Below are 11,601 nucleotides of genomic sequence, written 5' to 3'. Positions count from 1 at the left end.
GGCAGAAGAAAACTCCACGGCAGTAAATGGTTTCAGATTTGAGCAGTGCGGATCCGGAGCGAGCACGCCCCGGCAATCTCGTGGCATGCTTGCGTCGGCACATGCAAAGGGGACTAAACTGTTACCCCAAGAGATGAACCTCAAGACCCACGCCGCTCGAAGAGCGAACGTTGAGTTTTTCACGAACGGATGATTATCCCGCTAATATAACGCGGGTCAAGGTCTTCCGGATTGATGGCGAGAAAGTCATCTTCGAGCACGCCCAGGGTGAATCGCGCAAATGCTTCAGCGCCTGGGCACAGCCCTTCCAGATAGCTAATAAATGCTTCGCTGATAACCGTCGATACCGTTCCGTCCGTGCCGAGTTTGGCGTGCAGTCGGGGCAGTTCTGTGACCGGGATCGGATCGGGGCGAAAGGGGCGACCGAGTACCTGGTTGGCCAGGGCCGTCAATATAATATCAGTCAAGGTGAGTTCGTCACGGTACATTGGCCGATCATCGTCAAGGTCAATCTGCGGCGGGAGTTCGAAGGGAAGTGCTGTGCAGAACAGCGTGTGCAGCATGTCGAGGCGATCGAGACGATGGTTGATAATGGCAAGATCGTCCAGCGATTTAATTGCGCGATCCCTGGTTTGCACATCAGCGCCGTCGGAGAGGTTTAAGCGGGGCGGTGATTGCAGCAGTGCCTTGAGAAAACGTTTATAGGGGGCATCGAGCCACGGCTTGATGGCGGTAGCATCAAGCGCCCTGGCCCGTTCCGACAACCGCAGGCACAAACTGTAACCGAGCTGAAACAGCGTCTGCAAGTAGACCTGCCCGAGAATTTTTCCGCCTGCCTCCACATTGCCCCCCGCACTGAATTCCAGCCCAAGATTCAGGTAATTGCGCACCCCTTGCGCCACGGCAGAAATGTCCTCAAGGTTGCCGATATCAACCTTGGCGGCGCTCATGGTTTTGTTCAAAAGATAGGTCAGTTCCCAGCAGAACTCATCGCTCATCCCATTTGTCAAAGCTGCCGCCAGAAAAGAGTCGGGCGCCGTTACCGTTAAGGCAAAAGCCGGGGGGAGCAGCTCTTCGTCCACGGGATAAATTTTATCCTTGTGCCAGTCCTGAAGATTAAACGTTGCCGGATCGATCCATTGATAAACCGAGCGGGCTTCGAGTGGATCGGGGAAGCCAAGGTCGGCAAGACGATTGTTGCGATTGCGGAAACATTCTTCCTCAAGCTGAGAGGGCACTTCGCCCCGAATCGATTCCAGTAAACGGCGAAATAAAGATTGGTTGAGTTGGTAGAGTTGGGCGAAAAACAGACTGAAAAACTTTGCCGCGTCTTCACTGGTGTAGACCACCTCATAGCCGCCGTCACGATTACTGTCTTCCTGGCGCTGGTCATCATCATCGTAGATTTCCGGACCGTGAACCACGCTCGCATAGCGTTGTGTGACAAGGGTTAAAAACTCAAAATCAAGTCCTTCCAGAATGTTCAAGAACACATCTTCATCGCGTTCGCACAAAGCGGCTAACCAGGGCAGAGCTATGTCACTGTCCAGTTGATCGCCGCGCCAGCAATCAAAGTCGAGAAAGAGCGAAAATTGCTCGGCGTTGACAAAATCAATCAGTTCCTTGGCGTCGTCCAGACCACGATCCCGGATGAAAAGATAAAGTTCCTGAGCCGGAATACGCGGGATCAGCGTGGCAGCGTCCTCGGCGGCGAGTAACAGGTCATATTTACGGGTCCCCACCGCGTGACGGATAATTTCCAGGCGCTCGTTAGCACTCAGGGCGTTATATTCGGCTTCAGTAATCGCACGCGGCTCACGCAGCAAGGTCAGATGACCAACCTTCTTTGCCCCTGGCAGTTCAATCGGGTTCATGCAAAACTCCTCGACAAATCGATGTGTTACGGGGTCGTTACTCTACGCCAAGGGCGGGTGGGGGTCAATGGTTTTATGCAACGTTGATGACTGTTTCAGCCGGTTGTGATTTTGCTCGCCATTATCTTGGCAACCTGCTGAAATACGCTATCATGAAGGAACATTATCTCCCCTTGCGAAAGGATAACTTGTGCGTATTTCGACAAAAAACGTTATCAGCGTCGCTGTTCTGCTCCTCTTCCCGTCCATCGTGCTGGGGCTCGACTGGCAACAATTGATCCGCGAGGTGGAAGAACAATATAATGGCCACTCATCGCATTCAATAATGCAGATGCAGGTGCGCACCGCGCATTGGCAACGCCGTCTGACGATGGAGGCGTGGTCACTGGAGCGCGATCATTTTCTGGTGCGGATCGTTGCTCCGGCCAAGGAGCAGGGCGTCGCAACCCTTAAGGTCGAAAAGGAGGTCTGGAATTATTTGCCCAATGTCGACCGGGTCATCAAGGTGCCACCGTCGTTGATGGGCGGCGCGTGGATGGGGAGCCATATTACCAATAATGATCTGGTCAAGGCGGCGCATATTGATGAGGATTATGTCTTTCAGCTGCAGGAAGAAAATGCTGAAATCTGGCGGATTGCGGGACTACCAAAAGCGGCTGCGGCGGTGGTCTGGGGACGGATTGTTTACACGCTACGCAAGGCTGACCGAGTACCACTGCTGGTCGAGTATTTTGATGAAGAGTACGCGTTGGTACGCACCATCACTTTTGCTGATATTCAGACCGTCGGTAACCGCACCATTCCACTGAAGATGATTGTGCAACCGATTGACAAGCCGGAGGAGCAGACCATCTTGCACTATGAGAATATTGCCTTTGACCTGCCGCTGACGGCCAGTTTCTTTTCGCTGCGCGCACTGAAGAAGCGCTGAAATGATTCTAACCCTGGCCTGGCGCAATATTGGCCGTAACCGTCGTCGCACCTTTCTGACCGTTTCCGCGATGGTGGTTTCGTCCAGCCTGCTGATTCTTTCGCTGAGCCTTTTCAGCGGGATGTTCAGTGATATGCTCGCCTCCGCTACCGAGCAGTACTACGGCCATGTCGTGGTGACTGCCGACGGTTACCAGCAGGAGCGTGAAATGTTTATCAATTTTGCGCCGGAGGACGGTTTCTTGAACACCCTTGATCAATCGCCGCAAACCCTTGGTGTTTCCCCCCGGCTTCGTGCTTTCGGCCTTTTTTCTTATGCCGATAACAGCTGCCCCGCCGAATTGCTCGGAGTCGATCCGCAGCGCGAACAGCAGGTCACAACGTTAGGCAGGATGCTCAGTGACGGCCACTATCTGCTGCCCGGCGAATTTGCCGGTGTAGTGCTGGGTGCGGTACTGGCCGACAAACTGGGGGTGAAACCGGGGGATGAGCTGGTCTTCGTTACCCAGGCGGCTGACGGTTCGATCGGCAATGCATTGCTCACCGTCAGCGGTGTCTTCAGGACCGGTGCGACGGGGCAGGACAACACGCTGGCGCTGGTATCGCTGGTGTGGCTGCAAAAGGTTATGGCGTTGCCGGGACGGGTGCATGAGATCGCTATCACCGTCACTGCTCCGCTGGAGGCTCCGCTGTTGGCACGGGAAATGGCCGCGCAGCTGCCGCCAGGGTTGGAGGTACACGAATGGAGTACATTGTTACCCGAGATGCGAGAGGTGCTTGCCTCCTACGCCGTCAGTCGTCTGATTATGGCGTTGATTTTGTACAGTGCCGCCGGGCTCGGGGTGCTCAATACCTTCTTTATGGCGGTCATGGAACGAACGCGGGAGTTTGGTATTCTGATGGCAATGGGGCTGCGACCGATGCAGGTGCGCCTGTTGGTGATGACTGAAACGCTGGCGATGGGGTTGCTGTCGTTGCTGATCGGCCTGATCACCGGGGGGCTGCTGACCTTGTATATGTCGCGGGTGGGGATTGATCTGTCCGCTTATCTGACCCCGATCACTTATGCCGGTGGGACGATTCTGCCACGTCTGCGGGCTGAGTTTGCGTTCGACAATTTCTGGATACCGTCGCTGTGCCTGCTCCTTATTTGCTTGCTGGCGGGGTTGCTCCCTGCAAATCGTGCTGCGCGGCTCGAACCGGTGCGCGCCATCCGGGAGGAATGAGCGTGAAACTGTTTCGGTTGGCCTGGCGTAACGTGTGGCGTAATCGGCGCCGCTCGCTGATCACATTGGCGGCGATGAGCCTGAGTGTCATGCTCGTCCAGGGTTCACATAATCTGTCGGTGGGGGTCTATGCACAGATGATCGACAATGGTGTCCGTGCCGGTTCCGGCCACCTGAGTATCTATGCTGGTGATTATGCGCGCAGTCGTGATGAAAAACTGACCTTTCTCCGCGCAGATTTACAGACGCGGATTGCGGCACTCCCCGGCGTCGCGCAGGTGGCTCCGCGTCTCTATCTCCCCGGCATGGCGCAATCAAGCCGTGAGAGTCGTGGTATCCTCCTCACCGGGGTCGATCCGGAAGTGGAACGAGTGGTCAATCCGTTTCTGAGAAAACTCGGGGCCGACGAGATGCTGCGTTCAATTGACGGGCGCGATGCGGTGATCGGCGAGAAACTGTTGCGCGAGCTGCAATTGAAGCCGGGGCAGAAGTTTGTGGTGACGGTGCAGGGGCGCGACGGGGAACTGGCCAGCGAACTCTTGCGCGTTCGTGGGGTGGTGCGCACCGGGATGCGCGATATCGACGGGTCGCTGGTGCTGGTCGGTCGCGAGCGTGCGGCAAAGATCCTCGGCGTGCCCGATGCGATTCACGAGCTGGCCGTGATCCTCGTACGGGCGCAGGATGACGTCACAGTTTATCCGCAGGTGGTTGCGTTGTTAGGTTCTCACCCCGAATTGCGCGTGGTTCCCTGGGAGACGGCGATGGTCAATCTGGCCAATGCCATCAAGTTTGATTACGCCAGTCAACAAGTCATCTTCATTATTATCCTGCTCATTGTGACGATCGGCATGGTGAATACCGTGTTGATGTCGGTGCTGGAACGGATGCGTGAATTCGGGGTGATGCGGGCACTCGGAGCAACATCTCGGGTACTGGTTACACTGGTGCTCACCGAGGCGCTGCTACTCGGTGTCATTGCGGCGTTGTTTGGCACCCTGCTCGGTTCCGCGTTGACCTGGTATCTGGCCGAGGTCGGGATCGATCTGCGTGATTACATCTCGGCCGAAATTGAGTTCGGCGGAGTGGTTTTTGAACCGATCATTCGCGCGGACTGGGATTGGGTGTGGATGGGTAAACTTGCGCTGTGGGTGATCCCGCTGTCGTTGTTTGCCGCTTTGTATCCGGCACTGAAAGCGGTGCGCATTGCGCCGGTGGAAGCGATGCGCCATGTATGATCATCCCCCCCTCCTAACGCAGGATTGAAACGATGCCGTTGGTGCAACTGGTGAATATCAATAAAACGTATCAGCTCGGGAATCAGCAGGTTCACGCGGTACACGATTTTTCATTGCGCATCAAGCGCGGCGAATTTATCGCGCTGGCGGGGCCATCAGGAAGCGGTAAAACAACGATTCTTAATCTGATCGGCTGTCTCGACAAACCGAGTTCCGGTCGGATCGAGATCAACGGGGTCGATGTCGCTCAACGCTCCGCGCGGCAGCTTTCCGACTTTCGTTTGCGTGAACTGGGCTTTATCTTTCAATCGTACAACCTGATCCCGGTGCTGACCGCGTTGGAGAATGCCGAGTTCACACTGATGCTGCAAGGGGTGCCCAAGGCGGAGCGCCGCTCGCGGGTGACAGACTTATTCCGCCAACTTGGCATCGCCGGTCTGGAGGAGCGCCGCCCGAACGATCTTTCTGGCGGACAGCAACAACGGGTGGCCATCGCCCGGGCAATGGCGGCGAACCCGCAGGTGATTCTGGCCGATGAACCGACCGCCAATCTTGATTCACACACCGCGATTGAACTGCTCGATCTGATGCGGCGGCTCAACGCCGAGCAGGGGATTACCTTCATTTTCAGTTCTCACGATCAGCAGGTCATTTTCAGGGCGCGACGGGTGGTGCGGCTCAAGGATGGGGTTCTGCAAAGTGACAGTCTGGAGTCCGCAGAGTGAAAGCGGCTGTGCTGCTTTCACTGGCGGTGGTGGTCTTGTCGTGTGTGCCCGCCACGGCGTGGGACGGCGGCGGTTCATTCAAATCGCTCAATCTTTATCAGGAGGCTTCGCTCGCCACCGGCCAGAGATCCAGCCTTTTTTCAGCTAACCGTTTACGGTTGACTCTCGATCACCGTTTTGACGAACAGGGTGATCTTGAGTGCGCGGTTGAAAATCTGACGTTGTATCGTGATAATCCCGGCGGGACCGGATCGCGGCCTGCGTGGGTCAACCGCCGCTTCGATCTCGAAACAGACTGGCGTCGCGACCGGCAGCTGTACACCCTCGTCCAGATCGATCGCCTGAATCTGCGGCTGACCGTCGGGCGGACAGATTTGACCGTGGGGCGACAGGCGATCGGTTTCGGGCGTATGGCGTTGTTCTCGCCGTTGGATAATATTGCCCCGTTTCCCCCCGATGCCCTCGATAGTGGCGTGCGTCCCGGTGTAGATGCCCTGCGCTGGGCATATTTTGCTCCTTTTGGCGGCGAATTCCAGTTCATCACGGTGGCCGGTGATCGTCGCGAGCACAACAGTTTTATCGGGACGCTGGTGACCAGGATGGCCACTGTTGATCTGCTTGCCATCGGCGGTCGTCTGCGCGACCGCAGTACCTTCGGCTGCGGTCTCGCCGGCGATCTTGGCGGTCTTGGTCTGAAAGGCGAGGTTGTTCATTATGAGGGGGTCCGTGTTGGCCTGATCGATGGCGATCCGCGTCAACGGTTCGCGCTCGGGGCATTGGAAGTTTGGTTTGGCTCCGGTGATCTGACCCTGCTGGCTGAGTATTTTTATAATGGAGCCGGTAGCTCCAGGGCGGAAGCTTACCCGCGCGTTGCACGGAGTGTGGTGGTTACCGAGGGGATGACCTCTTTGTTGGGGCGACACTATCTGCTGGTGTCGCCCGGCTATCAATTGCATCCGCTGCTTACCGGTCAAATGTTGTTGATCTGGAATCTTCTGGACAGCTCAGCGGTGCTGCGACCGATGTTTGACTGGTCCCTTGCGGAGAATCTGTCTCTCCAGCTGTTCTGGACGTTTACTTCTGGCAAGAAGCCGAAACCGACCACGATTCCCGGTGTCATGGCGCTACGCAGCGAATTCGGCGGCGTGGGGGATAGCGGTGGTCTGTTCCTTCAGTATTTTTTTTAGTCCAGCGTCGCGTGCCCGCTTTTGCAGCATCCGGGCGATTTTATTTGCATCACATGCAGTGCTACGGTATAGACTGTCGCATGGCTGCTGATGTGAAAACTGTCCGGGAAGAAATTGAAGCGCGTGAACAAGTGAATTTGGCCCACGGGGCATGTTTGAGTTCCTCCGCTCGCCGCGATTTCCCTGAAGTTCCGTGCACCGTGCGGACCGCTTTTCAGCATGATCGCGACCGGATTTTGCACTGCAAGGCTTTTCGTCGTCTTAAATACAAAACCCAGGTTTTCCTTTCCCCCGAAGGGGATCATTATCGGACACGTCTGACGCATACGCTGGAGGTGGCCCAGATTGCCCGCACCGTTGCACGTGCGCTGGCGCTCAATGAGGATCTGACCGAGGCCATTGCCCTGGGGCATGATCTCGGCCATACCCCCTTTGGACATGCCGGGGAACGGGTGCTGAATGAAATGGTGCCAGTCGGCTTTCGCCATGCGCAGCAAAGTGTGCGCGTCGTCGAGATGCTCGAAAAGGATGGTGCGGGGCTCAACCTGACCGCCGCAGTGCGTGATGGGATTGCCCGGCATTCGAAAGGCAAAGGACCAATTCTGACGCGCAGTGAAGAGTTTTGCGCCGCCACTCTGGAGGGGCGGATCGTGCGTCTGGCAGATGTTGTCGCTTATGTCAATCATGACCTGGATGACGCACTGCGGGCAGGGTTGATAACCCTTGCCGATATCCCTGCCGGAATCATTAAACTTCTTGGTCCCCGTCATTCCTGCCGTATTGATGCGATGGTTCGGGACATGATTAGTGTCTCCCGCGCGGTAGAAGATGATATTTGTTTGTCTGCGCCGATGGCCGAGACAATTTCGGCATTGCGGAGTTGGCTCTTTGAACACGTTTACCAGGCAGCAAGTGTCGACGCCGATTTCGAAAAGGCCTCGCGGGTGTTGCGCGAGCTCTTTTGTTACTTTGTCAGCAATGAGTCAGCGTTGATGGAGCATGGCGGAGTGCATCGCGCGAACGATTCGCTCGAAACGTCGGTGGCTGACGTTATTGCCGGGATGACCGATCGTTATGCGATGAACCTTTATCAAAAGCTCTTTTTTCCGCAACCGTGGAAGGTTCTTTGAGACGCATAACCCCTTGAATTTACCGGAGGAAAGGTTGACACTCCAGGGGGGATATGATAGCGTGACAACTGCTGTGTGAAAATATCGAAACGGTGCGTCAGGCGGATTAAATGAATAGATTGAGGATGAAGCTGGTTTTTCGTCTTGGTGCAGTTGGTTTTAGTGTCTCGATTGGAGAACTTGTTGAAATCCTTGAGTCGCATCCCGGCCAGCCAGGGGGTGAGAACATCGACGGGTGCCAATTTCTGCTCGGAGAAATTATTTGTCGTAGAGGAACCGTCCCGGTACGCGACCTGCGGCGGCGGATGCAGCTTTCGTCTGATCATGGCGTGAATGACGCCACCATTCTGGTTCTCGGTGACGATAACCGTTGTTTCGGCGTAATCGCTGACCACATTGACGGAATTTTCCCCGCAACTGAGTTTGTCACGTTTTCGGTACCATTCCAGTTTGTCGATGGCGCGGTTCCGGTTTATGAGCGCATCGATCTCTGGTCTGATGAGCCGTTGGTCGCCCTTGATTTTCGAACCCTCGTCGCCAGCTGGGGGACCTGATGAGGCAGATGGCCTTGTTTCGTCTCGGCAGTGAGTCGTTTGCTGTGAACGGAAACGTCGTTGCACATATCGTTGCCACGCCGCAATTTTTTCAGCTGCCGCTGATGTGTCCGGAGATTTTCGGTGTTTTTGTTCGTGACGAACAACCGGTGTATTTGTTCGATTTGTTCAAGGTCTATAACCTGTCCTTCGACCTGACTTGGGATATGGCTGAACATGTTCTGATCTGTCGGAGTGAAGCCGGTCAGGTCGGGTTGCCCGCTTCTTTGCTCGAACGAATCGTCCCGGTCGAATCAGGAGTTCTGGAGAAGGCGGCCCAGGTTGATTTCTGTCAAATGCAATATGAGTTTACCTTTGATGACCAAAAATATCAGTTGGTGGACGTTGACACTCTCGTGGCGGCGCTGCTGCGCTGAGATGACGGTGTTACACGCGACCGCAAGGAGGCTTTGATGGGCAAGAAATTGTTGCTGGCCGATGACAGCATTACAATCCAGAAGGTCGTCGGCATCACCTTTGCTCATGAAGATTATGTCCTGACGATTGTCGATAACGGTGACGACGCATTGCAGAAGGCGCAGGCTGATCGTCCCGATCTGATTCTGGCGGATGTTTACATGCCAGGGAAGAACGGCTATGAGCTCTGTAGTGCGATCAAGCAGGATCCTTCCCTGGCGGGGGTTCCCGTATTGCTGTTGGCCGGAACGTTCGAGCCGTTTGATGAAGGCAAGGCCAAAGCTTGCGGTGCCGATGCCTGGATACCGAAGCCGTTTGAATCCCAGGCATTGATCGACCAGGTTGAAGCATTATTGTCTGCGGCTCCTGTTGCTCCAGCTCCTGTTGCTCCGGCTCCTGTTGCTCCGGCTCCTGTTGCTCCGGCTCCTGTTGCTCCGGCTCCTGTTGCTCCAGCTCCTGTTGCTCCGGCTCCTGTTGCTCCGGCTCCTGTTGCTCCAGCTCCTGTTGCTCCGGCTCCTGTTGCTCCGGCTCCTGTTGCTCCGGCTCCTGTTGCTCCGGCTCCTGTTGCTCCCATTCCCGTTCCAGTTCCCGTTCCAGTTCCCGTTCCAACTGATGCTCCTGTTCCCGTTCCATTCACTTTTCCAGTCCTGGTTCCGGTCCTGGTTCCAGCTCCAGTTCCGGTCCTGGTTCCAGCTCCAGTTCCATTCCCAATTTCAGTCCTGGTATCGGTCACATTTCCTGTCCTTGCCTTGAGTTTAATAATATAAGATATCCTGAGGTTGGCGGTGAGGTGACCGTCGTACGCTGCGGTGTTGGCATCGTTCAGCAGTTGCTTTCCTGCATAGCGCAGTTCCGCCATCATATCGAACGTTTGGTGCCAGGAGGTTTGAAAGCGGGCATGGACCATCTGTGCGGGGATGCCGGGCAGGGCGTTGCCGCTGAAGTCGTTTCCATCGTCGACAAACTCAGTGAACTTGTTGCTGTTGAGGTAGATGCTGGTGTAGAGGGTGTTCTTCCATTGGGCGCCGGTGTTGCTGAGGTCGATCCGGTTAAAAATTTCGATCCCCGATAGCCGGGCGCTTCCGGCGTTGATACCGGAGAAGATCTCTTCGGTGACCCTTTTGGTGACCAGCATGTTGCGGATGCGGATCGTGTAGGCGGTGATGTCGTAGTACCACCGTTTACCGGTCGACCATCCGCGGAATCCGGCATCGAAGTTCCATCCGGTTTCAGGTTTCAGATCGGGGTTGACCAGTCCGCCGGGCAGGAGGGTCTCTTCGAGTGACGGGGCCGAGAAGCCGTGTCCGGCAGAGGCGTGGATGAAGTGTTCCCGTGTGACATTGTAGTTCAGCCCGAGCCTGGGGGAGAGCACCGGGTCATAGCTGTAGCTGCCCGACTGGTCGGTGTCGTCGATGTGATAGAGGGTGTTGAGGCGGTACTCCAACAGGTTGAGGTTAAGTCCGCCTTCGATATTGAGTTTGTTTACAGGCGACCAGCGTGCATGGGCGAAGAGGTTGCCATAGCGGCGTGTCTCGCTGTTGTGCAGCTGCAGGTCGCCCTCTTCGCCGGAGAGCGTTTCGATAATCTTCCAGTTGAACGCTTCATGGAACAGCTCGAAGCCGGTTTGGAGGCGGAGGTTGTTTTTCTCGTACCGGAGATAGTTTCTTAATCCCCCCATGGTGGCGCCTTCATCCAGTATATTAAAGGGTCGAGATTCGTAGGAGTCAGACCAGGCGGAGAAGAGCACCAGTTTGTTGTGCCAGTTTTCGCTGAAGGTATGTTGCCAGGAGGCTCCCCCGGTGATCTTTGTGTATGCCTTGAATCCCTCGATCGCCAGCCAGTTGGCGGCTGCTCTTTCCGGGTTTTCGAGAAAATTGGTCTCGTTCAGCGAGCTGGGGATCTGTGCATCGAGCCGGGTGGTGAGCAGGTGAAAGGTGATGCGGTTCTTGTGCGATCCGGTGGTGCCGTGGAGGAAAAGGTGATCGCGCGAGTAGCTGTTGTTCTCGCGGAATCCGTCGGAGGAGGAGCGGGCAAGGCCTGCAGTGATCGCGGTATGGTCCTGCTTCCAGCCGAGGCGGACCGCATGTTTCCAGGTGTTGAACGAGCCGGCGGAGGAGGAGAGGTTCATGGAGGGTCCGTTTTGCGTGGGGTACAGTGCCCGCAGCTTCACCACCCCGCCGAGTCCGGATCCGTACATCGCCGATGCCGGTCCCTTGAGAATCTCCATGCGCGACAAGCCGGCAAGGTCCATGTCCTCGATCGCAGAGACGCCGTCGCCGTTGGT

Annotated in this window: 10 protein-coding genes; 9 read left to right on the top strand and 1 reads right to left on the bottom strand. The window is 56.0% G+C overall.

Translation table 11 applies throughout. The features are described from left to right. Positions 1-179: 179 nt before the first annotated feature. Complete coding sequence (locus K0A93_13010) at positions 180-1,874, bottom strand: hypothetical protein (protein MBW6513009.1); 1,695 nt, start codon at positions 1,872-1,874, stop codon at positions 180-182. A gap of 325 nt (positions 1,875-2,199) precedes the next feature. Between K0A93_13010 and K0A93_13005 the strand changes: the two genes are divergently transcribed. The 9 genes from K0A93_13005 to K0A93_12965 all read left to right on the top strand — a co-directional run bounded on the left by K0A93_13005 (position 2,200) and on the right by K0A93_12965 (position 10,084). Continuing rightward, entirely contained in the window at positions 2,200-2,805 is a 606-nt protein-coding gene (locus K0A93_13005; GenBank protein ID MBW6513008.1) for an outer membrane lipoprotein-sorting protein, read from the top strand. A 1-nt stretch (position 2,806) separates the two neighbouring features. Next, a complete protein-coding gene (locus K0A93_13000; protein ID MBW6513007.1) occupies positions 2,807-4,030 on the top strand; it encodes an FtsX-like permease family protein in 1,224 nt (407 codons plus the stop codon). After that, on the top strand, positions 4,027-5,265 hold the full coding sequence (locus K0A93_12995; GenBank protein ID MBW6513006.1) for an FtsX-like permease family protein: 1,239 nt from the start codon (positions 4,027-4,029) through the stop codon (positions 5,263-5,265). Before K0A93_13000 ends, K0A93_12995 begins: the two co-directional genes overlap by 4 nt. A 32-nt stretch (positions 5,266-5,297) precedes the next feature. Further along, positions 5,298-5,990 carry an ABC transporter ATP-binding protein gene (locus K0A93_12990; protein ID MBW6513005.1) on the top strand — a complete coding sequence of 231 codons (693 nt, stop codon included), beginning with the start codon at positions 5,298-5,300 and terminating at the stop codon, positions 5,988-5,990. Then, the gene (locus tag K0A93_12985; GenBank protein ID MBW6513004.1) at positions 5,987-7,177 is read left to right on the top strand and encodes a hypothetical protein; all 1,191 of its coding nucleotides are present in this window, start codon (positions 5,987-5,989) and stop codon (positions 7,175-7,177) included. The genes K0A93_12990 and K0A93_12985 overlap by 4 nt, the downstream gene beginning before the upstream one ends. A gap of 80 nt (positions 7,178-7,257) precedes the next feature. Further along, positions 7,258-8,307 (top strand): deoxyguanosinetriphosphate triphosphohydrolase, encoded by a 1,050-nt coding sequence (locus K0A93_12980; protein ID MBW6513003.1) that lies wholly within the window; start codon positions 7,258-7,260, stop codon positions 8,305-8,307. 110 nt (positions 8,308-8,417) lie between these two features. Then, the gene (locus K0A93_12975; GenBank protein MBW6513002.1) at positions 8,418-8,861 is read left to right on the top strand and encodes a chemotaxis protein CheW; all 444 of its coding nucleotides are present in this window, start codon (positions 8,418-8,420) and stop codon (positions 8,859-8,861) included. Then, entirely contained in the window at positions 8,861-9,277 is a 417-nt protein-coding gene (locus K0A93_12970; GenBank protein ID MBW6513001.1) for a chemotaxis protein CheW, read from the top strand. The genes K0A93_12975 and K0A93_12970 overlap by 1 nt, the downstream gene beginning before the upstream one ends. Positions 9,278-9,313: 36 nt before the next feature. Next, positions 9,314-10,084, top strand: coding sequence for a response regulator (locus K0A93_12965; protein ID MBW6513000.1), 771 nt, complete (start codon positions 9,314-9,316; stop codon positions 10,082-10,084). Positions 10,085-11,601: the final 1,517 nt, after the last annotated feature.

The sequence above is a fragment of the Desulfuromonadaceae bacterium genome, assembly GCA_019429445.1.
Classification (GTDB): Bacteria; Desulfobacterota; Desulfuromonadia; order Desulfuromonadales; family JAHYIW01; genus JAHYIW01.
This window is presented reverse-complemented; position numbering and strand designations above follow the sequence as displayed.

Excerpts from the sequence above, each read along its gene's own strand:
- K0A93_13010 (MBW6513009.1), bottom strand. The coding sequence starts at position 1,874 with ATGAACCCGATTGAACTGCCAGGGGCAAAGAAGGTTGGTCATCTGACC.
- K0A93_12970 (MBW6513001.1), top strand. The coding sequence starts at position 8,861 with ATGAGGCAGATGGCCTTGTTTCGTCTCGGCAGTGAGTCGTTTGCTGTG.
- K0A93_12995 (MBW6513006.1), top strand. The coding sequence starts at position 4,027 with ATGAGCGTGAAACTGTTTCGGTTGGCCTGGCGTAACGTGTGGCGTAAT.
- K0A93_12975 (MBW6513002.1), top strand. The coding sequence starts at position 8,418 with ATGAATAGATTGAGGATGAAGCTGGTTTTTCGTCTTGGTGCAGTTGGT.
- K0A93_12965 (MBW6513000.1), top strand. The coding sequence starts at position 9,314 with ATGGGCAAGAAATTGTTGCTGGCCGATGACAGCATTACAATCCAGAAG.
- K0A93_13005 (MBW6513008.1), top strand. The coding sequence starts at position 2,200 with ATGCAGATGCAGGTGCGCACCGCGCATTGGCAACGCCGTCTGACGATG.
- K0A93_13000 (MBW6513007.1), top strand. The coding sequence starts at position 2,807 with ATGATTCTAACCCTGGCCTGGCGCAATATTGGCCGTAACCGTCGTCGC.
- K0A93_12980 (MBW6513003.1), top strand. The coding sequence starts at position 7,258 with ATGGCTGCTGATGTGAAAACTGTCCGGGAAGAAATTGAAGCGCGTGAA.
- K0A93_12990 (MBW6513005.1), top strand. The coding sequence starts at position 5,298 with ATGCCGTTGGTGCAACTGGTGAATATCAATAAAACGTATCAGCTCGGG.